The following is a 23,745-nucleotide window of genomic DNA, read 5'->3' on the forward strand; positions in this document are numbered from 1 at the left end:
GAAAACTAGGTAAAACAGTGGGAAAACGCCAGTAAACTGTTCTTTCATTTGAAAAAGAGACGAAAAAAGCCTCTCCTGGAAAGAGAGGCTTGATCACCGTTGCATGAAACATGTATCGGGAAATCTTCCTCTCTTATCTGTCAAAGCTGTAACAGCTTTGCAGGAATTAGCACCAATTTCTATAGTAGAAACGGTTGCCGGGCGTCATAGGGCCAGTCCCTCTGCCTCTCTTGATAAGAGATCCGTTATGAAATTTTGTTTTAGTTAAAATGTCTTCTTTACCTTAATGTGATGTGACAACAATGTCAATGATTTTTTTGAAAATTTAAAACAATACATTTGTGGTTCATACATGCTTAACTTCCGATGATTTTCTTAGCAGGTGATGATTTCTTCAGGCGAAAGTCATATTTTTTCTCATTCACAAATTGTGGATTGAGGTGTGCTGATCCTTTATCTTGGCCGCTTTTCAAGAGATACGTTTTGTAGCCTTCCATCCATTTCCCGCGCCATACCCACTGTGATGCCTTTGCACCTTTTCGGTCGTCATACACGTTCTTCTGGAAGGTATTCTTTTGATTCACTCCATAAAGATTCACGACTAAGTAATGCGACGCACTCGCTGTCATAATATTATTCGTGATTCGATTGTTCACCGCTTGATATTGCATCAACAATTGACCGCCTTCTAAGCCGGCTGTGTCATTTTTGTACAAAATATTATGTGAGATCGTCGTATTTGTTGTTCCGCCTCGCTTTTTATCATAGCCGCCAATTGAAATACCTGTATAACGGTTCAAATACACTTGATTGTGTTCGATGCGAATGCGATCTGCCATTTTTCCTTTATGTTCACTTGTGACTTCAATCCCCAGGTCATTGTGATGTGTGATGTTATGATCAATCACAATGTCCTTTCCGCCATCAACATAAATTCCGCCAGCGGAGATGTCTTTGCCATAGGCTGGATTCCCTGCACTCGTAATCTCATATACTTTGTTTTTAGATACGACACCATTTCTGACTTGATCGTACTTTTTAGAAGGTGCTACGTTCTCAAAACCAATTAAATCAATGCCTATATTATCTGTGTGGCGAACCGTGTTATGTGTCACACGGAATTTTTTGACGTTCCCATTTAGCACAAGCGCTTCACTGAAGCCAAGCTTTAATTTTTCAACAGTGTTTCCTTTGATTTCAATGTCTTCAATGGCCGCAGGAGCTTTTGTTCCATAGACCGCAATACCGTGCGCATTCCCATTTTTGTGTGTCGTCTGAATGTCATACACTCGGTTGTTGAGCAGTTTGACGCCTTTGCCGCTTCCTTTGATGAAAATACCGACTGGTGTCACATCTTCCTTATTCGTCTTGAGATGTCCCACCGTCAGACCTTTGAGGGTGATGTAGCTTTTTTGATCGATCGTGACAAGACCGCCATCTGCTTGATTTCCCTTAAGAGAAGCCCCGCTAATGACAGGTTTTTCTTTTCCGTAAGCTTGAAAGATAACGGGTGCTTTCTTTGTACCTGAATGGCGGACAATCAATTTCTCTTTGTATGTGCCGCCTCTCATGTAAATGGCTGCCCCGGCTTTCGCCATACTTGCCGCTTTTTTCAGCGTGCGAAAAGGTTTTTGCTTCGTTCCTGGGTTTTTGTCGTTTCCGTTTGTCGCTACGTAATAGGCTGTGCTTTGCTTAGCGCCAGCCTCCTCTGTCATCGCTTGACAGCCGAAGCTGATCACGGTCATGAATAAAATAAGTAAAATGCCTAGTATCGCTCGTTTCATCTTCTTGTTTGCTCCTTTCACTTCTCTTCTTCCTTTATCGGTTAAAAAAAAGAGGATTAAAATATGAGAATGCCCCTTGCAATGTACTAGTCAAAAGGTGTATGGTTGAAAGAATATCTTACAGGAAAATCATCCGCTTTTAAATTGTCAGATTAATCAGTTAATAATGCATTTGGATTTTATTTCTTTATTAAAAAGGGGTGACATGAGGCAGACTGACGGCAGAGAGAAGGAAAGCGCTTTAACAGATTTTTCTTATCTGAATTCCAGAAAACCTATTGCTAATATTTTGTGAAGGTATAGAATAGAATCATAATTATTTCATATTATTAGAATTTTCAAATAATCAAACAGCAAGGAGATTTACGATGCCAAAACAACCCATCCGTGTTGAACTTAGTTCAACAAAAAAACCAAAACCTCAATCTGATCAACTTGAATTCGGAAAAATCTTCACAGATCACATGTTTGTGATGGATTATTCCATTGATCAAGGCTGGTACGATCCCAGAATTATACCTTATCAGGCCATTCCAATGGACCCAGCTTCGATGGTCTACCATTATGGGCAATCTGTTTTTGAAGGCTTAAAAGCTTATGTTTCTGAGGATCAGAAAATTCTCTTATTCCGTCCGGAAAAGAACATGGAACGCTTAAACAGATCCAATGACCGCCTGTGTATCCCGCAAATTGATACAGAAACGGTTTTAGAGGGCTTAAATGAACTCATTCGCATTGATAAGGATTGGGTACCTGATGCAGAGGGCACTTCCTTGTATATCCGTCCATTCATTATTTCCACTGAGCCGTATTTAGGCGTTGCGCCGTCAAGCACGTATAAGCTGCTGATTATCTTATCTCCAGTGGGATCTTACTATAAAGAAGGCATCCACCCGGTCAAAATTGCAGTTGAAAACGAATTTGTCCGTGCCGTTAAGGGCGGGACAGGAAATGCCAAAACAGCTGGAAACTACGCCTCAAGCCTCAAGGCACAGCAAGTCGCTGAAACCAAAGGCTTTTCACAGGTTCTTTGGCTTGATGGAGTCGAGAAAAAGTACATTGAAGAAGTCGGGAGTATGAATATCTTCTTTAAAATCAATGGAGAAATCGTGACGCCTGAATTGAACGGCAGCATTTTAGAAGGCATCACCCGTAACTCTGTACTTGAGCTGTTAAAACATTGGGGTATTCCAGTGACAGAGCGTAAAATTTCGATTGATGAGTTAATTGAAGCACATCAATCAGGTGAGCTTGAAGAAATCTTTGGAACTGGAACGGCGGCCGTCATCTCTCCTGTCGGGGAATTAATTTATCACGATCAGCCATATGTGATTCAAGATGGTCAAACAGGTGAAGTATCGAAGAAATTGTATGAGGCCATTACCGGTATTCAAAAAGGAACACAGCCAGATATCTTCGGCTGGACAGTAGAAGTCGACTCGGTCGTCAAGCAGGCATAAGCATGTAAAAGAACCTTTCAGTCATGAAGGGTTCTTTTTTTGTTTATTTACCCCTCCAATATACCTTATAATGGTAATCATACGTATAAGGAGTGATGGTATGTTTTTTACTTATCTACTAGCGTTCTTAGGTATTTGCATCGGATCGATGATCATAGCTACAGGTTTCGACGATTCACCGTTCCTCACCCGGTTTCTATTTAAGGTTCTCGGGATTTTTATCCTTGTTCTTTCCATTACTTTTGTAAAGGTTAGACGAAAGAGGCTACACAAAAAAAAGGCGAAATAGACTCAGATGTCCAGTCAGCCGCCCATCAAATCGTGCACCAAAACAAGACCGATACCCCCACAATCGCCCCTGCATATATCCACTGTTTCCTTTTTATGCTCCGCTTTCTTTCGATCAGTAAAAAGATCTCTGGTAAAAAGACGATGATGATTTCTAGGATAAAGACAAGATAATAAACAAGCGGCATGGGCTGGAAATCAAAGTCTCTTTCATCTCCACCAATCGTTGCGAAATACATCAACAGGTTGGTCACTGGAATGGTAAAACAAACGAGCAGGCGGAGAACATAAATCCACACATACTGTCTATGACGAATAAGACCAATAAATGAAGCAATGATGCCATACAAAAACAAGACCACTGTGCCGTAACTCATCAGTGGTTGAACGATAAAGCCGTAAAGCATTAAACCAATTGCAACCATATTCAAACAGTCCTTTCTTTGAAGCCATACATGCTGTTTTTTTCTATCATACACTTCTTTCTCGAATTTCCATATGGGGCAATGATAAAAAACGACCCCATAAAGGGGCCATTTTGTTTTACGCTTTGACTGATTTGAAGAATTGCGGTAAATATTCACGATGCGCTTCGAGCATTTCATCTAAAATTTGCTTTGCAATTTCATCAGATGGGACAAGCGGATTAATCGTCATCGCCACAAGAGCCGTCTCGTAATCTCCTGTTACAGCCGCTTCTGCTGCCACACGCTCGAATGATTTGATTTGTTGAACGAGCCCTCTCACAGCTACAGGCAGATCGCCCGTCGCAATTGGTTTTGGTCCGTCCTTCGTAATGATACAGTTCACTTCAACCGCTGATTCAGCCGGAATGCTGGCAATCGCCCCTCTGTTCACTGTATTGACAGGTTGGATGTCATGCTTATCATTATAGATGGAGCTGATTAAGTTACATGCCGCATCACTGTAATACGCCCCGCCTCTTTTTTCGAGCTGCGGTGGCTTAATCGATAAATCAGGATCTTTATAAAGCTCAAATAATTCTTGCTCGACTTGCTGTACAACCTCTGCTCTTGTTCCTTTTTCTTGGGCTGCTTTTTGCTCTTCTTCCAGCATATCTTTTGTTTTATAGTAATAGCGATGATACGGACATGGGATCACCCCTAAGCCTTTTACAAAAGAAGGTTCCCAGTTTTTCGCTTCAATGTTCTTCATAGACCACTGACTATTCGGATTTCCCAATTCATCGAGCACTTGATCCATAATGCTGACCCCGTCTAAATACACGTTTAATCCATAGACCATGTGATTGAGGCCCGCAAACTGTACCTCGATCCGTTCAACATCCACATCAAGCGCCTTGGCAATCCCCATTTTGATCCCAATTGGTACATTGCATAGACCGACTACTTTTTTTAGATTTGTGTAGCGCAGCACAGCTTCTGTGACCATGCCTGCCGGATTTGTAAAGTTCACAAGCCATGCATCTGGACAAAGTTCTTCCATATCCTTCACGATGTCTAGAATGACCGGGATGGTCCGAAGACCTTTAAATAAACCGCCTGGTCCGTTCGTTTCCTGACCGATGACGCCGTATTTAAGCGGGATTCTCTCATCTTTTGCCCGTGCTTCCAGCAGTCCTACACGAAATTGTGTCGTCACGAAATCTGCGTCCTTCAAGGCTTCCCGGCGGTCAAGCGTCAGGTGTACCTCAATCGGCAGACCGGCTTTTTCAACCATGCGTTTCGCAAGAGCGCCCACGATGTTTAACTTTTCATGACCCGCTTCAATATCCACTAGCCATAATTCCTTTACAGGCAATTCATGATATCGTTTGATAAACCCTTCGACAAGCTCAGGCGTATAGCTCGATCCTCCGCCTATTGTGACAATTTTGATTCCATCTTTCATGAATTGACACCTCCGAGTTGCTTCATTTTTTCATGGAGCTCGATGATTTCCGCTGCGAGCTCCTTGACGGTCATTGCGTTCATGAGATGATCCTGCGCATGGATCATTAAGAGACTGATGTCGGTCTTTTCTCCTCTAATTTCTCCTTGGATCAGCTCTGTCTGTGCGTGATGCGCCTCATTTAACGCGTCTTGTGCTTCCTGCAATTTTTGCTTCGCCTCATCAAAGTTTCCTTGCTTTGCACTTGTAATGGCCTCCATCGCAGAGCTTCTGCCATTCCCGCCATGTAAGATGAGTTGAAACACAATTTGTTCCATTTCCATCGGCCGCATCCCCCTTATTTCCTCTATTACATGCTGACGACATTTTCATCAGTTGATGCTTTTGTTTCTAGCTCACTTTCTTCTTTTAATTTCTGCTTATCCCACATTCTAAAGAATGGGTAGTATAAAGCGAATGACAACGCCAGGTTAATCAGCTGCATGACAGCACCAGAGATTTTGCCTCCTGTGGCGAGATAGCCTGAAATGATGGGCGGCATCGTCCATGGGACAGCAATCCCCGCCGGTTTTGCTACAAGTCCTGTGCTCATTCCGATATACGTGGTGATGATCATCATGATTGGCGTAAGGATAAACGGAATGAGAAGCATTGGGTTCATGACAATCGGCATTCCAAAAATGATAGGTTCGTTGATGTTAAAGATGGCTGGCCCAATGGCAAGTCGGCCAAGCTGTTTCATTTGTTTACTTCTGGCACGTAAGATCATCGTCAGCACTAAAGCAAGCGTTGCACCGCTTCCACCGACATTGATGAAGATTTCAAAGAACTGCGCTGTGAAGATATTTGGCAGCACTTCTCCTGCTTGGAATGCGAGACGGTTCTCATCCATCGCACCGAGCCAAATTGGGCCCATGACGCCGCCGACAATGGTTGCTCCGTGAATACCACATGCCCAGAGGAGCATTTGCACACCAATGGCGACAATACTTCCGCCTAAGCTTCCACCAAGAATGGAAAGCGGTGTGCCAATTAAGACCGTGATGATATTATGAATACTCTCAAATGGTGTCATCTCAATCACAAGTCTAACGACCCAGATCAGCGTGATGACCACAAAACCTGGAATAAGTGCGATAAACGATTTACTCACTGCTGGCGGTACACCATCAGGCATCCTAATGACGATATTCCGCTGGACAATGAATCGGTAAATTTCAGTTGAAAGCATGGCAATAATCATGGCAACGAATAACCCTTTACTGCCCATCAATGTGACTGGAATTCCCCCACCTACTAGGATGGCTTCTGTTGAGCCTTCAGGTGTGAAAGGAACTTGATATGGTGTCGCCAAAAGGAAAGCTGCAACAGCGATCGCACCAGATGATAGGGCATCCACTGCATACTTTTCAGCAAGCCTGTAGGCAATCCCGAAGGTGGCAACAAGTGCCATAATGTCAAAGGTTGCATTAACAGGATAGGATAGTTTCGTGGCCCATTCAGCTCCGAAGATACTTGCCATAAAATCGCTGTATCCTGGGATCGGAAGGTTGGCTAAAATGAGAAACAGTGAACCGACAATAATGAGAGGCATGGTTAAAACAATTCCGTCACGCAATGCTTGTAAATGTCTTTGAGCGGCAATCTTCCCTGCAAACGGCATGACCTTCTCTTCTAGAAATCGGTTGAATCCATTCATCCCTTCCGCCTCCTTTATCCGTTCACTAACTGTTCAGCAGATTTTAAAACCTCAGCCCCATTACATACGCCATAATGCACGGTATTAATGACGTCGACTGGAATTCCTTTTTCTTCTCCGAGCTTTTTCATTTGTGGTAATAAATATCGAACCTGTGGTCCTAATAAAAGCACATCGGCTTGATCAATATGACTTTTTGCTGAATCTCCAGATACTGCCCAAATACGATAGTCTTTTCCTTGTTCTTGTGCGCTTTTCTCCATTTTTGTTACTAGTAAGCTTGTTGACATACCTGCTGCACAAACCAATAAGATGTTCATGTGTAAACGCCCCCTTTTGAAAGTGTGAAGCTTTTCTTTACACATTCATCATATTATGAAACCGCTTTCATAAACACCTATACTTTTTCCTTTAGGAAGCGGAAAAAGTTAAGATCACACTGTTAGTTCTTGTACGAAGGGACCTTTTTATACATGGTATCCAGCATGTCTTCAAATGTATCACAGGCGATGAGATGCTGAATGAATTTCACATTATGCACAAGCTCGCCCAGCAGACGGTACATCCCTTTTAAATCTTTGGCATTCTCTTTTTCGACACAAAGCAAGCAGACAAATTGAACTTTTTTCTCTCCCCATATGATCGGTTTTTCTAATGTACATATCGCCCAAAACGTCTCTTCTGTCAGCGGCGTCATAGGGTGCGGAATGGCTGTATAATGCCCGAAGGATGTAGGAGCAGCCTCTTCTCTTTCCATCACAGAAGGTGTAAGCTCTGCTGGTGCTAAACCCATATCGATGATTTTTTCCGTGAGAAAGGTGATGACCTCTTCCTTTGTTTGAAAGGCGCATTTTGTAAAGACCAATTCCTTTTTCATATATTGAGAGGCCAATGTCACCCTTGTTTCACTCGTCAGGGCTTCTTCAATTTTTAAAAAGTCGCCGCCTCCTAAAATGGTGTTTACTTGTATGACTGGAATCGGTAAATCCATCTGAATCGGGACCGTTGTAATAATCAAATCCAGGGCATGTAAAGACACATGCGGAAACGAATAAAGCTCTGCTGTTCCTAAAATGGTCAGTTTTGACCCAAATTGTGACCGCAAACGATCCTGAAGCAGCCTTGCACTCCCTGCACCAGATGCACAGACAATGAGACATCGCTTCGGCGGAATCTCCATTTTCCTCCGCTCTAAAGCCGCACCAAAATGAAGCGCCATATATCCGATTTCATTCTCATGAATACTCAGCCCCTCCTCTTCTTCTAGGACCCTGCTGGCGATAATACCTGCTTCAAAAGCAAGTGGATACCCCGCCTTTATTTCATCAAGCATCGGATTTCTTAAGTTCATTCCATATTTACACCGGGTCATGGCTGGCTTTAAGTGCAGACTCAGTCCAATCATTAATTCCGCATCGCCGGCTAAATCAAGCTGCAGTTTTTGATCAATGGCTTGGAGCATAAGCTGAACAAGACGGCTCGTGTCATCATCCACAATTTGTTTTTGACCACTCGATGAAAAGGACTGTACCATTTTGGCTGTTCCTAATAAATGAATGGCGATATAGACGATCTCCTCTTGTGGAAAAGAGACGTCCAGCAGTCCTTCAAGGCATTCCACCATTTTTTTAGCGACCTTATATTCCTTTGCCTGTGGTATCTCATTGATTTCCTCTGGCAAAACAGATACATAGTTTCCGTGTCTAATCCGTTTGCAGGCAATCGCAACATGAACGATTAAATTATTCATGCAAATGTCTGATAGATTCATTCTTTCTTCATTGATATAATCAATCATTGTTTTCTGAATCAATTCCAATTCATGTTTTGGCAAAATGGTGACTGCTGTGTTCAGCATCGTTTGGCAGGAACGGCGTTCATTGAATAAATATTCTGACATACAATAACGAATTTTCATCTCCGATCCTTTGATTCGGCAGCCTTTATTCGGCTTCGCATCCAGCTTCAGATCAAAGGGCTCAAGCTTGCGTTTGACCCATTTCATATCGTTACTCATCGTCGATTTACTAATAAACAGCTGGCCCTGTAAGTCTTCCAGTTTCACATAAGACTCTGCGAGAAGCAGCTTCTTTAAAATAAACCGAACGCGCTCCTCCGGCAGAACAGCCAGTGGCTCTTCCTGTTCGACCTCCTCTTTCATAAAACGGCGAAAGGCATTCTCATCGTTGATCAACAGCTCATAGCCAGCTCCTCGAACAGCTGATACAGCCGCTTGATAAGGAGCGAGACGGTCGTTCAGTTCCTTGATGTCTGTACGAATGGTGCGGCTTGTCACTTGTAAGCTGACAGAAAGCGCAGCGCTTGTGAGCGGGGTCTCCGCTGCCATGAGCTGACTTAAGATGTGCGCCAGTCTTTTACTCAGCATCAGATCGGCCTCCTTATGTAAGGGTGGAGAATCTGCCTTGTCTGGACAGGGTGTATACGCTTGCAGTTCTCTTCATTACTCATATTCTACTGAAAAGAAATAAAAATTGCCAACTCATTTATATGACAAACGCCCCTATTTATACAACAAACCATATCTAATGACCTATGAATCTTTTTGTAGGACTCTGGCAGAAACCATCAAAAAAGGCGCTACACCTCCGTGTCATCGCCTTTTTTATGAAGGGATCAGCTGGGTAAAGACAACCAGTCTCTTTTCATGAGTCCCTGCTGCATGATCAAATGTCCCTGTACACGTAATGAAATTGAGATTCCGTGTAAAAGCGTACCCGAAAAACGCATTCGGCTTTTCTTCACGCGGATAGCTTTGCACTTTGATCACTTCAAAAGTTCGCTTTTTTCCTGACGAGGACGTCACGATTACCTTGTTTCCCTTTTTTAGCTCCTTTAATCGATAAAAAACAGAAGGTCCCCATTTATTATCAACATGGCCATTCATGACGGCATTTCCTTTATCTACTGGCTTTGGACCATCTTTAAACCAAGCTGTGTTGTCCGTATTTTTTGGGACGCCCATACTGCCATCCTTTGATAAAGTTGTTTTCTCCACTAATCGCCGGAATCGCAATTTCAGCCGGGACAATACCAGACGGTTCGTCTTTTAACATGTCTTGTGAATGAGACTGTTTTGCGGCTTGGTTTGTTGTCATTTTTTCAGGAGATGAGGTTGTTTTAGAGGATGACGAATCATCCATAGATTGTGATGCGCAGCCCGTGATGATGAGAAGCATCAGAAGACCAAACAACCACCTTATCAAGTCAGTCTGCCTCCTTTTAAAGAAAGGAACGGCACGATTGTGCACGTTCCCCTTTCCTTTTTATACGAGCTTAATTTGATGTCTTACGGCGAGTAAGGAAGAACGCACCCGCTGCACCGCCAGCTAGGATCAAACTTGCGATCATTCCCGCAAATGCTTCATATGACATACCTAAAGGACCGGCTGTGCCTCCCATACCTGTTTTAGGCATTTCATTAGGCATGTTGGATTTGAACAGTTCAGGATGCTGATCAACAATCGCTGCTGCGACATCTTGACCGACCATGAACATATGACCGTACGCTTCTCTCACTGTTGGATAAAGCTGATCATATTCGCCATTATGGTAAGACGTATATGTTTTGATCAGCTCATCAATATGCATTTTCAAGCCAGCTTCTAAATCCGCCGCCTTCAAACGTCCATCTGTCGCTTGATCTAGAAATTTCGCTTGCTTCATCCGATACGCATCTAAGTTTTTCACAGCTTTTTCTTTCGCTTCTTTGTCTCCTGATGCATCCGCTTTGACATAATCAACTAAGTAACCGATATGGCTTGACCAAATGTCTTTGAATTGTTTTCCTGCATCCTTACCATAAACAGATGCAAGCGCATCTGATAAATCATTTGTGTTTTCGTTCAAAGCTGCCGCTGCTTGATCAAAGTCCTTGCTGCCATCATTTCCTTTTTGCATAGCAACGACCGCAAGCGCCAAATGCTCTGAGAACAAGTAGTTTAAATCTTCACGAAGGTCTGCTGCTGGTGTGTCGACTGATTTGTGATCAAATTTCCCAGGAAATTGATCTGTGATCGCCCACGATACGCCTTTGCCTACTTCAAACATATGATGAATGGATTTTCTAACCGTTTCATAGGTCGTATCAAAATCCTTTTCAGTGTAGCTATCAAACGCTTTTAACAGTTCATTGACGTGCATTTTTAAGCCTTCTTCTAGTTCGCTAGCTTTCAATCTTCCGTCTGTTGCTTGATCGAGCATATCGGCTTGTTTCATGCGATATTGGTCAAGCTGCTTAACTGCTTTCTTTTTACCTGCTTCATCTTTCTTTGCCGTTGCTTGTACATAATCAACAAAGTAGCCGATATGACTTGACCAAATGTCTTTGAATTGTTTCCCTGCTTTTTTTCCGTACACAGAAGCGATGGCTTCCGATAAGTCATTTGTGTTGTCATTTAGCGCTGCCGCTGCTTGTTTAAAATCTTTGCTACCGTCAATTCCCTTTTGCATTGTGATGACTGCTAAGTAGGCATGCTCCGAAAATAACTGGTCTAGTGCTGCTCGAAGAACGGTTGCTTTGTTTGAAACCTCTTGTGACGAAGATGTCTTCTTTGCCTCTCCATGCATATGTCCTTCGTGTGCACTTGCGCTATGAGCTGCCGGAAATAGTAATGCTGCGCTAAGTGGAATGGTTAAAATCGCTTTTTTCATGTTCATCTGTTTTTCTTCCTCTTTCCGTTTGTTATGTACTTAACGGAGTGAGGCATGACTTGGATCATTCAAATCTATTATTTTTTCGTTCAGGACACAATCGGTAATGCTTGCATAAAAAAAGCCGGATTATCCGGCTGATACGTTACGACTTTTAGATGCTTTTCGCTCTTTATATATTTTCCTCACCACTGGATAAATCACTGGTGCCCATTTGACAATTTGTTTCAGCCATTTTTTCATTTCTCCCGCGCCTCCTTATTGTCATTCTTACAAGGACGATTCCCCATCTTGTCATGAAATAAACAGGTGCGGGAGAGCAGGAGTTAAATCACGCCTTGTGCGATCATCGCATCTGCCACTTTGCGAAATCCTGCAATATTTGCTCCTACGATTAAGTTTCCAGAGTGTCCATATTCATCTGCTGTCTCTGTACACCGACGATAAATCGTCTGCATCATTTGTTTCAGCTGATCATCTACTTCTTCAAATGTCCAAGACATTCTTGCACTATTTTGTGCCATTTCCAGTGCTGAGACACCTACCCCGCCAGCATTCGCCGCTTTTGCCGGCGCAAATAGAATATCATTCTGTTCAAACACTTTGACTGCCTGAAGAGTAGAGGGCATATTAGCTCCTTCTCCTACCGCAATGACACCATTTTTCACGAGCTGCTGCGCTTGCATCTCAGATATTTCATTTTGCGTTGCACATGGAAGCGCAATATCACAAGGAACAGACCAAATTTGTTCACAATCTTCAATCAATTTGGCATGCGGGTGAATGTCTATGTATGCCCCAATCCGTTGATTGCTCACTTCCTTTAGCTGCTTCACGGTCTCAAGTGAAATGCCTTGAGGATCATAAATCGCTCCGCTTGAATCACTGCAAGCAACGACCTTACCGCCTAGCTCCATGACCTTTTCCATCGCATAAATAGACACATTCCCTGATCCAGACACAACAACTGAATGCCCTTCAAATTGCAGTCCATGCGCTTTTAACATTTCTTCCATAAAGTACACCAGTCCATAGCCTGTCGCTTCTTTTCTCGCTAAGCTGCCTCCAAATCCAGGACTTTTCCCTGTGAGCACACCCGCCTCATAAGCACCGCGCATTTTCTTGTACTGTCCGAACATATAGCCAATTTCGCGTGCCCCTACGCCAATATCACCTGCTGGTACATCTTGATCAGGTCCAATATATCGGCTGAGTTCACTCATAAAGCTTTGGACGAAACGCATGATTTCTCCATCAGATTTCCCTTTAGGGTCAAAATCTGATCCACCTTTTCCCCCGCCGATCGGCATACCAGTCAGTGCGTTTTTAAAGATTTGTTCAAATCCTAAAAACTTAATAATGCTTGCATTGACAGATGGGTGGAATCGAATGCCTCCTTTATAAGGACCGATGGCACTATTGAATTGAACCCTGAACCCCCGATTGACTTGTACTTTCCCCTCATCATCTACCCAAGGTACACGAAATACCACAAGCCGCTCAGGCTCAATGAGTCGTTCTAAAATGCCCTGTTTTTCATACTCTGGGTGTTTTGCAAAAACAGGAACGAGTGATTCTAGAATTTCTTTTACGGCTTGCTGAAATTCCTCCTCACCAGGATTTCGTTTTTCCACCTCCTCTAACACACGGTCGATGTAGCTTTGTGCTGTTTGTGCTGCTCGATCTAAGGTCAACATGTCTCTTCTGCCTCCTTTGTATATCTTCACACATTTATCCTGTTAGATTTTCTAACGCATATTGAGATTAATTTAACACCATTTGTAAAATCTGATCAATACTGATAACAGATGAAAATGATGCCGATTTGAGATGGATCAAGCAGCTGCAGCAATCGTTTTTAGAAAGTATCTCTTGCAGAATGACTATTGTGCTAGAAATGATGATTTAGACGTTATATATCCCGCACTCTTTAACAAATAGATGAATCATGAATGATTTCTAGTTGATCTTCAACCCGAAAAAAAGGCCTAAAGTTTTATAGGCCGTCCGCTCAATCTTTTCGGATCTTCTCATCTTTCTTTCGATCAGGGTACACGACACAAAGCCAATATAAAATAGAAGACGATGGGAAATTAATTAAACCGACAATGCCCCAAAACCACTTATAGCGCCCTCTTTTCTTTGCATCCATAAATAAAAGAAACCCCTGCGCAAACAATAACGGCAATGCGCACAATAAGATGATCATCTCCGTCTGACTCATAAGGAAGACCCTCCTTTAATGTGTTGATATTCCTTGATGCCGACAACGACGCAGAGCGGCACACTCACTACTTGAAGAAGAATGAAGATGATAGGCAAATGGGTGATGGCAGCGACAAATAGTGCCAGAATGGTCAGACTGATGAGAACGTACGCCAGTACTTCTTGTTTAAAACGCCTTTTCTCTTGTTCCTTTGCCTGCTTCAGCATCATCATGACAGCCTGCTCACTTGGCTCTTTCACTTCAATTTGTTCATCTAGCTGCTGTAACTCTTCCTTTAAACGTTCGGTGAACTGATCTTCCTTCATTGAGACCACTCCTTTCGAATTTTCTTTAATCCATGATGAACCCTCGACTTCACAGTGCCTTCTCTCATACCGAGCATTGAAGCAATCTCTGGATAAGTAAAGCCATAATAATAGTGCAAAATAATCGGTGCTCTCTCCTGTGCCTTCAATTCGTTTAGAGCATCCCACATCTCATGCCATGTGCGGCCCTTTTGCTGAATGTCCCATTTGAAGCGGCGTATGGTCTCTTGATTCGCCTTCCCTTCTCTTAATTGTTCACGTTTTCTTTTCTTCTGGTGATCTAAAAATTGTCTAGATGCAATGGAAATGAGCCATGTTGAAAATAAGGAATCTCCTCTAAATGAAGAAAGTTTCATGTACGCTTTCAGCATCGTTTCTTGCATGATTTCTTCTGCCAGCTCTTCTTGAAGGGTGAGCTTCATTATATAACGGTAAAGAAAGGAATAATGATGACGATAAAGGGCTGTAAATGCAGCATCATCTCCCTGTTTTGCCCGCTGAATCAATAATGTCTCTTCTGTCTGCTCCAAACACACCCCTCCTTCCTTTTCTTCTCTTATTCATGTGACGACACGGATGACGACATCGTTCAAAATAGACTTAATTTTTTTAACTTGGCTCCTTTTCTCCCTGTTGATCCAGTATTTGATTCATTTTATATCCAATTTTTTCTTATGTAATGATTATGACATTCTTTCGTCCCTAACAAAATGGTGCGTTCGTAATCATCTTGATTTTCTATCAAGCGAAGAGCCTCTCCCTCATAATCACTAGGTCATCCCAATACCTATCGTCAATGATCCTTGTCTCATTTAGATGAAAATAAAATAATCATGGCCTTAGTTTCCTAGAAAATCATGGAATACACAGCGCCAATTCTTAGCCGATGATACCTTTTTGCGTGCTATGCTCTTCCTACATTCCGAAAAAGGCGATACTGGCGAAGAAAGGGGGAGCAGTTGAATTGCAGCTTATTTTTGGAAACGTTTACATTAAAACAAAATAGAATGGAGATGTTGACTTTGAAGAAAAAAGTTCCAATGTTAGCTGGTGTGTTAGCGGTTGGTCTCGTGACTTCATTATTTGCACCTAATGGGGAGGCAAAAGCGGCAGCCAAGTATCCAGAAAGCCCTTCTATTATGGCCAATTTTAATCAACAAGGATTCTCCACATTAAATGGCGGTACAACAGGCGGTGAAGGCGGTAAAACCGTCACAGTCAAAACTGGAAATGAACTATTGGCTGCCCTCAAAAGTAAAGGAACAAACGAAAAATTAAAAATTGTTGTCGACGGGACGATTGCCCCTTCTAATACATCTGCCAATAAAATCGATGTGAAAGATACAAACAATGTCTCGATCGTCGGCAAAGGCACGAAAGGTGAATTTAATGGAATTGGTATCAAAGTATGGCGTTCCAATAACGTCATTATCCGCAACCTGAAAATCCATCACAGTAACATCGGTGACAAGGATGCCATCGGAATCGAAGGCGCTTCTAAAAACGTATGGGTCGATCATAATGAGCTGTACAACACATTAAACTCTGGGAAAGATGATTATGATGGATTATTTGATGTGAAAAAAGACTCCGACTATATTACCTTCTCATGGAACTATGTACATGACAGCTGGAAAACGATGCTCATGGGCAGCTCTGATAACGACAACTACAACCGAAAAATTACGTTCCATAACAACCGTTTTGAAAACCTGAATTCTCGTGTACCGTCTATGCGCTACGGGGAAGGTCATGTGTATAACAACTACTATAAAGGCATTCATACCACAGCGATCAACTCTCGTATGGGCGCGAAGATGAGAATTGAGCACAACGTATTTGAAAATACAAATAATGCGATCGGCAGCTGGGACAGCCGTCAAGTCGGTACATGGCATGTCATCAACAACTCATTTATTAACAGCACAGGCAGTCTGCCAACGTCTTCAACAGGTACGTACAACCCTCCTTATAACTACTCTTTGCTTAACGTAAACAATGTCAAATCAGAAGTGGTATCAAATGCTGGTGTTGGAAAGGTAAACCCTTAAAACCACAAAACGTTCGGGCAGAGATCTCTGTCCGAACGTTCTTGTTATTTCGTTTATTTATATTTTAGAAAATGGACGATCCATCTCATACAATTTTTGATAGCGCAGGTTTTCTCTCAGTAAATCCTGATGCTCCCCCTGCATCTCAATTTGTCCATCTTCAATAAACATAATGCGGTCACATGCCTCACAGCCAGTGAGATGATGGGTAATCCAAATGACCGTTTTTCCTTTTAACACACGGAAGATGGTTTCAAGCAGCTCACGCTCTGTGCGCGGATCAAGTCCGACGGTGGGCTCATCTAATACAACAATCGGGGTGTTTTGCAGCAAAATCCGGGCTAACGTCATCCGTTGTCTTTCTCCACCTGAGAAACGAATCCCTGTCTCCTGCACACCGGTGTGATAACCCTCTGGCAAGGATTCGATGGTATCGTGCAGCTGCACTTGTCTCGCTGCTTCTTTTACTTGCTCTTCTGTCGCATCTGGAGAGCCTAAGCGAATATTGTTTAAAACAGAGGTATCGAATAAATACGGCTGTTGATTGAGCACTGACACATAGGTGGACATGGTTTCTCGAATGCTTTCTACCGGTTTCCCCTGGATACTGACAGCTCCTTGATTTGGCACGACAGCTCCTTCTAACAATTTCAAAATAGTCGATTTTCCTGCACCACTTTTTCCTAAGAGAGCAAGTGATTCACCTTGCTTCAGTGAAAATGAGAGATGCTTTAGCACGTGTTGGTGCGAATCATACCCAAAGGATACTTGATCAAAACAGACAGCTTGATCGTGAGAAATGGTTGACTGATCCACTGTCTTGCGCTCAGATTCTCCTTCATACGAAAGCTTTTCATAATGATTTAATCTGCTGACAGCATGCTGATAGACTGGAATATCACCTGCTGCATCTGAGAGTGGAAGAAAGGCTTCTGTTAACGGAAATAGCACAAGCACAAAGGCTGCAATCAGGGTGTGTGACATCGAGCCTGACTGAACGACCGAACCGCTCCAATACACGACAAACACGACAGCTCCTCCAATCATAAGCTGGGCAAAAAACTGGCGCAGACGGATAAACCGGTGCTTGGCTGCTTCAAGCGCTAACAGTTTCGCTTCTTTCTGTTCATATTCATCAACAAAATCTTTCTGCCTGCCGCTAAACAGCCAGTCACTAACGCCCATGACTGCATCTGTTAAATGGCTGTACAGTTCATTTCTGCCTTTTTTCATTTGAATTTGTCTCGCCCGGTTCACTAGCACTGTGACGTATGGGAAAACAAATACGAGAAGTGCCATATAAAGCAGCATCAGTCCAGCAAAAGGCCACGAGAATAGACCAAGTGCCCCAATGGATGCGGCATATAAAAGCAGCGCCCCGATGGATGGAAAGATGGTTTTTAAATAGGCGTCCTGCAGTCTCTCGACATCATCTGACAGGAGCCCAAGCATTTCACCTGTACCCAGCTTTGTCTGTTTCGCACTTCGTTCAGCCATGTCATACAGACGGACACGCATTTTTTCAATCATTGTCAAAATGAGCTGGTGGCTCGCCAGTCTTTCTGCATAGCGGGCAGCTGAGCGTGAAATACCAAAGGTCCGTACAGCTACAATTGGAACGTATACCATAAGTATATTCTCAGGTCTTGTGGCAGCTTTTGAAATGAGAAATCCTGACGTATACATCAGCATAGAAGCAGAGAATACTGCAATTGCCCCTAGAAACAAAACCAGCGCAAACAGCTTTTGATTCTCCTTGATATAAGGTATAAACCAGCCTTTACTGACCATGTGTGACCGCCCCCATTTGCTCCTGTACCAATTGATAATACACGCCTTTTCTTTGCATCAATGATTCATGTGTACCCATTTCTGCAATTGTTCCATGATCCATGACAATGATCTCATCCATGTCTGGCATCCAATGAAGCCTATGTGTCGCTAAGAACACAAGTTTATCTTCAAACAGCGGAAGCATTGTTTTCTTCAATTCATACTCTGTCTCAATATCGAGATGCGCCGTTGGTTCATCTAACAGCATAATTGACCGCTGGCCCAGCACCGTTCGCGCAAGCGCAATTCTTTGCGCCTGTCCGCCGCTTAGTCCTCTTCCCTGTTCTCCAATGACCTCATCGAGACCATTTGGCAGCTGCGCTACGAGCTGAGATAATCCAGCTTCACAGACAGCTCTTTCCACTTCTTCATCTGTGGCATGCGGTTCATAAAAACGAATGTTTTCTCTCAATGTCATGTGAAATAAATAAGGGTGCTGCGGCATATAGACGACTTCCTTTTGCCATTCCTTCATCTGTAAATGAACAAGCGGCTGGCCGTTTAGCGTGATTTGACCTGAGGTCGGTTCAACAAAGCCGCCGAGCACATCGGTTAACGTCGATTTCCCTGAACCACTGGCACCAATGATCCCGATTTTTTTCTTCCCTTTGACAGTGAGGTCTACATCCTGAATCGAATAAGGGGCATGTTCATCATGCTGGACACTAACATCTTGCAGCGTGAGCACAGCTTGTTCACCCCACTTGTCTAGCTGCACGGATTGTGTCTCCTGCGCGCGGAAGCCCTTTTCTTCTAAAATGACCTGCATCGCTTCATTCGCTTCTTTCCCATTTAGCGTCGCATGATAATCATTTCCCACTTCACGTACTGGCAGGAAATATTCCGGCGCCAGCATGAGCGCCGTCAGAGCCGGCAATAACAGAAGCTCTCCTTCAATTAATCGCAAGCCAAGAAAGACAGCGACGGTTGCAATCGACAGCATGGAAAAGAAATCAAGCGCAAATGATGAAAGAAATGCAACCTGCAGCGTGCTCATGGTCGCCTTTCGATATCGCTTTGACACTTCCCCGATATTGCGGGAATGTTTTTTGCTAATGCCTAAGTAACGAAGCGTTTCAAGGCCGCGGAGAGAATCAGTAAAATGATTGGATAATTTCTCATACGATCTCCATTGTTTGGCCGCTTTACGCTGAGCGACAAGGCCTAGCAAAATCATAAAGATAATTAAAATCGGCAGCGTCACGATTAAAATGACGGCAGATGTTTCGTCTAACGTCCAAACATAGATGAGAACCATAGCCGGTATCACTGCCATGTTCACCATTTTCGGTAAAAATAGCTGTAAATACTGACGATATTGAGCAATCCCCTCCATCGCTAATGTGACAAGCTTTCCTGTACCTTTTTTCTTTGTAAAAGCTGGACCTAAACGAAAGAGTTGGTCTAACAGCTGTTTTCTGACGTCTGCTCCAATTCGGGAAGAGTAGGTAAACATGACCTTCTCCCGAATCAAGGTGAGACCGTGCCGCACCAGAAAGGCAGCAAGAAACAGCAGGACATAAGGCGTTGCCTGCGAAAGGCTTTTCCCGTCAAACAGCGTAGTAATGGCATGTGCCAGCCACTGTGCTTGGAAAATAATACTTGCTCCTTGGATGAGTGACACAATACCCAAAAGGGCAAGAAGCCCCCTTATTCCTTTTAATTGAAGCAAACGTTTGTCCATTAGTAGGTCATTGGCTCCTTACCGCTTACACGTTTACGGAAGACGTAATAGCTCCAAATTTGATACCCAAGCACAAAGGGCAGCAAAGAAATGGCAACAATCGTCATCACCGTCAGTGAATATGATCCGGATGCAGCGTTTTGAATGGTAAGATCAAACGCATGGTTGATTGAACTAATCATGACGCGCGGGAACAATGCAGTGAAAAGCATCGTCACTGTCACCATGATGCCTGCACCTGTGAATAAGAATGTCCAGCCATCACGTTCTTTTCTCATAAAGAATAGAGCCGCGACGTAACAAACCACAATCAGGACAGTTAACGGAATGGTGATGATCGGGCGTACCGTATAAATGTCTGTTTCCATGATAGATACACCGACAAATAGGACAAGAACTGGCAGCGCAATAAGCAGGACACGCTTGCCAAGCTTTCTTGCACGATCTCTTAAATCACCCTCTGTACGTAGTGTGACGAAAATCAATCCGTGCAGAAGGCAAAGAACCGTCACAGCTAACCCGCCAATCACTGAATAAAGGTTCACAAAATCCGTAAAACCAGCATACATATTCATGTCTTGATCAATTGGCATCCCGCGTAAAATACTCGTGAATAGCACACCGAGTAAAAACGGCGGCAGCAGACTGCCAAAGAAGATGACCCAGTCCCATGCTTTGATCCAAGAGGCTTTCTCCACCTTCCCTCGGAATTCAAAGGCGACTCCGCGCCCAATGAGCGCTAAGAGGAGAACCGCAAATGGTATATAGTATCCACTGAACATCGTGGCATACCAGTGAGGGAATGCAGCGAAAATAGCGCCCCCAGCTGTAATCAGCCAGACCTCATTCGCATCCCAGAAAGGACCAATCGTATTAATTAAAATGCGGCGTTCGTGCGCATCCTTTCCAAGCAGCTGCATGGACATCCCAACACCAAAATCAAATCCCTCTAAGAAGAAAAATCCAACAAACAATACTGCGACAAGAATAAACCAAATCTCGTTAAGATATGCCATGATATGCGCCTCCATCAAATGGATCTGTAGACAGGTCCGTTTCATCCTTTTGATCTGTATCCTCTTCCGAATGTGCACCTTTTTTAATTTCTCGAATGAATAGGTAGGCAAGCAAGATGGCAAGAATCAGATAAATCGTCGTAAAGCTAATGACTGAGAATAACAGCATGCCATACGATACGTTTGGCGAAATCGATTGAGCCGTCGTCATCATACCAAAGACAGTCCACGGCTGACGCCCAATTTCAGTCATGATCCAGCCAGCTGAGTTCGCAATAAACGGGAACGCAATCATCCCTACCATGAAGCGTAAAAACCATTTGTTCGTTTCGAGTTTCTTTCTAAAGCTCAAGTACAAGCCAATCATACTGGCAAAAATCATCAGCATTCCGGCACCAACCATGATTCTAAAGCTCCAGAAGGTTGTTTTCACTGGCGGAATGTAGTCTCCAGGGCCAAACTTTGCTTCATATTCTTTTTGAAGTGTCAGCATGCCTGGCACATCTCCACTGAACTTCTGATAAGCCAAGTAACTTAAAGCAAACGGAATATTGATCTCCGCAGAGTTTTCTTTTTTATCTGTGTCAATATTGGCAAATAGTGTCCAAGCCGCTGGATCTCCACTATCCTTCCAAAGGGCTTCACTTGCTGCCATCTTCATCGGCTGTGATTTCATTAAGTGCTTCGCTTGATCATGTCCAGAGAACGCCACACCTAAGCCAGAAATTAAAGCGAGGACCATGGCAATCTGGAATGATTTTTTGAAAAAGGCGATTTCTTGTTTTTTGATCATTTTATAGGCACTAACTCCTGCAATAAAGAATGCACCTGTAGCCAGCGCACCAAACAGAACGTGCGGGAATTCAACCCAAAGCTGCGGGTTCGTTACAAGAGCGCCAAAATCATTCATTTCTGCGCGGCCATTTTTAATGACAAATCCAACTGGCTCTTGCATAAATGAGTTGGCGAGTAGAATCCAAAACGCCGAAAAGATCGTACCAAGAGAAACAAGCCAAATACACAATAAATGAATCTTCTTCGGCAGACGATCCCAGCCGAATATCCAAAGTCCAATAAATGTAGATTCAAGGAAAAAGGCGAGCAGTGCTTCAATGGCAAGCGGTGCACCAAACACATCACCGACAAACCTTGAATAATCTGACCAGTTCATCCCAAACTGGAATTCCTGCAAAATCCCTGTCACCACACCTACTGCAAAATTGAGTAAGAATAGATGACCCCAAAACTTCGCCATTTTTTTATAAATCTCTTTTTTCTTGACGACATAAAGGGTCTGCATCAAGGCGACGATAAACACCAAACCTATTGACATAGGAACAAAAATAAAATGAAATAATGTCGTTGAAGCAAATTGAAATCTTGCTAAAAACAGCTCACTCACAGCCTTACATCCTCCCTTACTTTCACATGCCGAATGATTCGAAACAACTATGCTCACCACTTCACAAAATATTCACTATTTGTTCAATGATTCACAAATAATAGCCTGTTTGAAATGGTTTACTCGGTGAAATTTTACTCTTGCTTTTCATTCGGTTAGTTATTTATACCTGTACTTTACACCCATGCGCTTCAAAAATAAAGTAAATTTTACCTAAAAATTGGATGGTATTGTGTCAGTTGTTTGAATACTTTGTCAAAGATATGTGACAGAAAGTAAAAAAACGCAAAAAAATAGCGCTGCACATGAACCGCAGCGCTATGTTTCTTTTTTAGGCTTTTTTCTGTAAAGCTGGTCTAGTGACTTGCACTTCGTAGTACGTAATTTTGTTTTTTAATAGTCCTTCAGGTTTCGCTTTCCCATGAGCGTGCGCATCACCAAATGCCTGAGATTTTGTCCAGTTCACAAAGTCTTCTTTTCGATTCCAGCGGGTATGAATGGTCACTTCATCGTAATCGGTTGTCTGCTGTGTGACCCATACTTCCATGCCTAAAAATCCTTCCATGAATTCTACTTGTCCCTGCTTGTTAAAACGCTTGACGAGGTGGTCAGCACTGCCTTTTTCTACTCTTACCTGGTTGTTGACAATGATCATTTTCTGTTCATCTCCCTTTTGTTGTTGGATTGAAGCGATTGGGATAATGAGCGGATGCTCACCGTCTAAGTGAACCTCAGCCTGAATCCCAAAGACTTCTTTGAAAAAGTTTTCTGTTAATACTTCGTTTGGTGTCCCTATTTGATAAACCTGACCACCCTTCATCGCAATGAGGCGGTCACAATATTTTGCTGCCTGCTGCAGGTCGTGAAGAACCATTAAAATGGTGATTCCATGCGTCTTATTCAGCTGTTTGAGCAGCTCTAGTAAATCAAGCTGATGTGCAATATCTAGGTAAGTCGTCGGCTCATCCAGAATCAAGGTCTCTGTCTTCTGAGCGAGCGCCATCGCAATATACGCCTTTTGTCTTTCTCCGCCTGACAATGTATGCAGCATTCTGTTTTCATTGATGCGGCTATTGGTCACATCAAGCGCCCACTCAATCGCTTCTTGATCTGTCTTCGAGCTCTTTTTCCAGATCGAACGATGCGGACTGCGTCCAAGTGCGACCAGCTCCCGCACGGTCATAGAAGGGATGGCTGTTCTCGTCTGCATGAGAACGGCGATTTCCTTTGCAATCTCCTGAGCTGTCATCTCTTTTTGCGGTATATCGTGAATGTATATCATGCCGCTTTCGATCGATGTAAGACGTGCGGCTGCTTTAATAAAAGTCGACTTCCCTGATCCATTTGGTCCAATAATTCCTGTCACACTTCCTTTAGGAACAGCTGCTGAAATAGACGACAGCCGAAAGCCTCCTTGACTGAGACTCACGTCATCCATAGCTATCACTTCCAA

Annotated in this window: 22 protein-coding genes and 1 riboswitch; of the genes, 2 read left to right on the forward strand and 20 right to left on the reverse strand. The window is 43.2% G+C overall.

What is annotated here, in order from left to right:
• Positions 1-130: 130 nt before the first annotated feature.
• Positions 131-240, reverse strand: a riboswitch (SAM riboswitch).
• 116 nt (positions 241-356) lie between these two features.
• Complete coding sequence (locus tag C6Y02_RS03555) at positions 357-1,784, reverse strand: right-handed parallel beta-helix repeat-containing protein (protein WP_106030736.1); 1,428 nt, start codon at positions 1,782-1,784, stop codon at positions 357-359.
• 368 nt (positions 1,785-2,152) lie between these two features.
• Between C6Y02_RS03555 and C6Y02_RS03560 the strand changes: the two genes are divergently transcribed.
• On the forward strand, positions 2,153-3,244 hold the full coding sequence (locus tag C6Y02_RS03560) for a branched-chain amino acid aminotransferase (protein ID WP_003215056.1): 1,092 nt from the start codon (positions 2,153-2,155) through the stop codon (positions 3,242-3,244).
• Positions 3,245-3,558: 314 nt separating this feature from the next.
• Here C6Y02_RS03560 and C6Y02_RS03570 read toward each other — a convergent pair whose 3' ends face one another.
• The 14 genes from C6Y02_RS03570 to sigY form a co-directional block, all read right to left on the reverse strand.
• Complete coding sequence (locus C6Y02_RS03570) at positions 3,559-3,957, reverse strand: hypothetical protein (protein ID WP_034660737.1); 399 nt, start codon at positions 3,955-3,957, stop codon at positions 3,559-3,561.
• Positions 3,958-4,075: 118 nt separating this feature from the next.
• Positions 4,076-5,404, reverse strand: coding sequence for a 6-phospho-beta-glucosidase (locus C6Y02_RS03575; protein WP_106030661.1), 1,329 nt, complete (start codon positions 5,402-5,404; stop codon positions 4,076-4,078).
• Complete coding sequence (locus C6Y02_RS03580; RefSeq protein ID WP_034660431.1) at positions 5,401-5,727, reverse strand: PTS lactose/cellobiose transporter subunit IIA; 327 nt, start codon at positions 5,725-5,727, stop codon at positions 5,401-5,403. The genes C6Y02_RS03575 and C6Y02_RS03580 overlap by 4 nt, the downstream gene beginning before the upstream one ends.
• Before the next feature lie 26 nt (positions 5,728-5,753).
• A complete protein-coding gene (gene celB, locus C6Y02_RS03585) occupies positions 5,754-7,103 on the reverse strand; it encodes a PTS cellobiose transporter subunit IIC (RefSeq protein ID WP_060597567.1) in 1,350 nt (449 codons plus the stop codon).
• A gap of 14 nt (positions 7,104-7,117) precedes the next feature.
• Positions 7,118-7,423 (reverse strand): PTS sugar transporter subunit IIB, encoded by a 306-nt coding sequence (locus C6Y02_RS03590; RefSeq protein ID WP_034660433.1) that lies wholly within the window; start codon positions 7,421-7,423, stop codon positions 7,118-7,120.
• Between the two features lie 122 nt (positions 7,424-7,545).
• Positions 7,546-9,489 (reverse strand): BglG family transcription antiterminator, encoded by a 1,944-nt coding sequence (locus C6Y02_RS03595; protein ID WP_095285630.1) that lies wholly within the window; start codon positions 9,487-9,489, stop codon positions 7,546-7,548.
• A gap of 237 nt (positions 9,490-9,726) precedes the next feature.
• On the reverse strand, positions 9,727-10,086 hold the full coding sequence (locus tag C6Y02_RS19420) for a class F sortase (RefSeq protein WP_223249927.1): 360 nt from the start codon (positions 10,084-10,086) through the stop codon (positions 9,727-9,729).
• Positions 10,046-10,327: a hypothetical protein gene (locus C6Y02_RS19425; RefSeq protein WP_223249928.1), complete on the reverse strand. Its 282-nt coding sequence runs from the start codon at positions 10,325-10,327 to the stop codon at positions 10,046-10,048. The genes C6Y02_RS19420 and C6Y02_RS19425 overlap by 41 nt, the downstream gene beginning before the upstream one ends.
• Positions 10,328-10,397: 70 nt before the next feature.
• The gene (locus C6Y02_RS03605; protein WP_106030662.1) at positions 10,398-11,780 is read right to left on the reverse strand and encodes a copper amine oxidase; all 1,383 of its coding nucleotides are present in this window, start codon (positions 11,778-11,780) and stop codon (positions 10,398-10,400) included.
• Positions 11,781-11,903: 123 nt separating this feature from the next.
• The gene (locus C6Y02_RS19430; protein ID WP_008345567.1) at positions 11,904-12,017 is read right to left on the reverse strand and encodes a hypothetical protein; all 114 of its coding nucleotides are present in this window, start codon (positions 12,015-12,017) and stop codon (positions 11,904-11,906) included.
• An 83-nt stretch (positions 12,018-12,100) separates the two neighbouring features.
• On the reverse strand, positions 12,101-13,471 hold the full coding sequence (gdhA, locus tag C6Y02_RS03610) for an NADP-specific glutamate dehydrogenase (RefSeq protein ID WP_106030663.1): 1,371 nt from the start codon (positions 13,469-13,471) through the stop codon (positions 12,101-12,103).
• Positions 13,472-13,785: 314 nt separating this feature from the next.
• Positions 13,786-13,998 (reverse strand): hypothetical protein, encoded by a 213-nt coding sequence (locus C6Y02_RS03615; protein WP_034660437.1) that lies wholly within the window; start codon positions 13,996-13,998, stop codon positions 13,786-13,788.
• Positions 13,995-14,306 carry a YxlC family protein gene (locus tag C6Y02_RS03620; RefSeq protein WP_034660438.1) on the reverse strand — a complete coding sequence of 104 codons (312 nt, stop codon included), beginning with the start codon at positions 14,304-14,306 and terminating at the stop codon, positions 13,995-13,997. Before C6Y02_RS03620 ends, C6Y02_RS03615 begins: the two co-directional genes overlap by 4 nt.
• The gene (gene sigY / locus C6Y02_RS03625; RefSeq protein ID WP_034660439.1) at positions 14,303-14,836 is read right to left on the reverse strand and encodes an RNA polymerase sigma factor SigY; all 534 of its coding nucleotides are present in this window, start codon (positions 14,834-14,836) and stop codon (positions 14,303-14,305) included. Before sigY ends, C6Y02_RS03620 begins: the two co-directional genes overlap by 4 nt.
• 483 nt (positions 14,837-15,319) lie before the next feature.
• Here sigY and C6Y02_RS03630 point away from each other — a divergent pair, with 483 nt between their 5' ends.
• Positions 15,320-16,357 (forward strand): pectate lyase family protein, encoded by a 1,038-nt coding sequence (locus C6Y02_RS03630; RefSeq protein ID WP_034660738.1) that lies wholly within the window; start codon positions 15,320-15,322, stop codon positions 16,355-16,357.
• Between the two features lie 57 nt (positions 16,358-16,414).
• Here the strand turns inward: C6Y02_RS03630 and cydC are convergent, their stop codons facing one another.
• From cydC to isdG, 5 genes are all read right to left on the reverse strand, one after another.
• Positions 16,415-18,148 (reverse strand): thiol reductant ABC exporter subunit CydC, encoded by a 1,734-nt coding sequence (gene cydC / locus C6Y02_RS03635; protein ID WP_106030664.1) that lies wholly within the window; start codon positions 18,146-18,148, stop codon positions 16,415-16,417.
• The gene (cydD, locus tag C6Y02_RS03640) at positions 18,138-19,874 is read right to left on the reverse strand and encodes a thiol reductant ABC exporter subunit CydD (RefSeq protein ID WP_106030665.1); all 1,737 of its coding nucleotides are present in this window, start codon (positions 19,872-19,874) and stop codon (positions 18,138-18,140) included. Before cydD ends, cydC begins: the two co-directional genes overlap by 11 nt.
• Positions 19,874-20,890, reverse strand: coding sequence for a cytochrome d ubiquinol oxidase subunit II (gene cydB, locus C6Y02_RS03645; protein ID WP_060597575.1), 1,017 nt, complete (start codon positions 20,888-20,890; stop codon positions 19,874-19,876). The genes cydD and cydB overlap by 1 nt, the downstream gene beginning before the upstream one ends.
• Positions 20,877-22,292: a cytochrome ubiquinol oxidase subunit I gene (locus tag C6Y02_RS03650; protein WP_060597576.1), complete on the reverse strand. Its 1,416-nt coding sequence runs from the start codon at positions 22,290-22,292 to the stop codon at positions 20,877-20,879. Before C6Y02_RS03650 ends, cydB begins: the two co-directional genes overlap by 14 nt.
• A gap of 331 nt (positions 22,293-22,623) precedes the next feature.
• Positions 22,624-23,745 (reverse strand): heme oxygenase, encoded by a 1,122-nt coding sequence (isdG, locus tag C6Y02_RS19645; RefSeq protein ID WP_106030666.1) that lies wholly within the window; start codon positions 23,743-23,745, stop codon positions 22,624-22,626.

Source organism: Bacillus sp. NMCC4, assembly GCF_002998555.1.
GTDB lineage: Bacteria > Bacillota > Bacilli > Bacillales > Bacillaceae > Bacillus.

Bases quoted from the DNA above. Each gene is read 5' to 3' on its own strand.
- C6Y02_RS03555 (WP_106030736.1), bottom strand. From the start codon at position 1,784: ATGAAACGAGCGATACTAGGCATTTTACTTATTTTATTCATGACCGTG.
- C6Y02_RS03560 (WP_003215056.1), top strand. From the start codon at position 2,153: ATGCCAAAACAACCCATCCGTGTTGAACTTAGTTCAACAAAAAAACCA.
- C6Y02_RS03570 (WP_034660737.1), bottom strand. From the start codon at position 3,957: ATGGTTGCAATTGGTTTAATGCTTTACGGCTTTATCGTTCAACCACTG.
- C6Y02_RS03575 (WP_106030661.1), bottom strand. From the start codon at position 5,404: ATGAAAGATGGAATCAAAATTGTCACAATAGGCGGAGGATCGAGCTAT.
- C6Y02_RS03580 (WP_034660431.1), bottom strand. From the start codon at position 5,727: ATGGAAATGGAACAAATTGTGTTTCAACTCATCTTACATGGCGGGAAT.
- celB (WP_060597567.1), bottom strand. From the start codon at position 7,103: ATGAATGGATTCAACCGATTTCTAGAAGAGAAGGTCATGCCGTTTGCA.
- C6Y02_RS03590 (WP_034660433.1), bottom strand. From the start codon at position 7,423: ATGAACATCTTATTGGTTTGTGCAGCAGGTATGTCAACAAGCTTACTA.
- C6Y02_RS03595 (WP_095285630.1), bottom strand. From the start codon at position 9,489: ATGCTGAGTAAAAGACTGGCGCACATCTTAAGTCAGCTCATGGCAGCG.
- C6Y02_RS19420 (WP_223249927.1), bottom strand. From the start codon at position 10,086: ATGGGCGTCCCAAAAAATACGGACAACACAGCTTGGTTTAAAGATGGT.
- C6Y02_RS03605 (WP_106030662.1), bottom strand. From the start codon at position 11,780: ATGAACATGAAAAAAGCGATTTTAACCATTCCACTTAGCGCAGCATTA.
- C6Y02_RS19430 (WP_008345567.1), bottom strand. From the start codon at position 12,017: ATGAAAAAATGGCTGAAACAAATTGTCAAATGGGCACCAGTGATTTAT.
- gdhA (WP_106030663.1), bottom strand. From the start codon at position 13,471: ATGTTGACCTTAGATCGAGCAGCACAAACAGCACAAAGCTACATCGAC.
- C6Y02_RS03615 (WP_034660437.1), bottom strand. From the start codon at position 13,998: ATGAGTCAGACGGAGATGATCATCTTATTGTGCGCATTGCCGTTATTG.
- C6Y02_RS03620 (WP_034660438.1), bottom strand. From the start codon at position 14,306: ATGAAGGAAGATCAGTTCACCGAACGTTTAAAGGAAGAGTTACAGCAG.
- C6Y02_RS03630 (WP_034660738.1), top strand. From the start codon at position 15,320: ATGTTGACTTTGAAGAAAAAAGTTCCAATGTTAGCTGGTGTGTTAGCG.
- cydC (WP_106030664.1), bottom strand. From the start codon at position 18,148: ATGGTCAGTAAAGGCTGGTTTATACCTTATATCAAGGAGAATCAAAAG.
- cydD (WP_106030665.1), bottom strand. From the start codon at position 19,874: ATGGACAAACGTTTGCTTCAATTAAAAGGAATAAGGGGGCTTCTTGCC.
- cydB (WP_060597575.1), bottom strand. From the start codon at position 20,890: ATGGCATATCTTAACGAGATTTGGTTTATTCTTGTCGCAGTATTGTTT.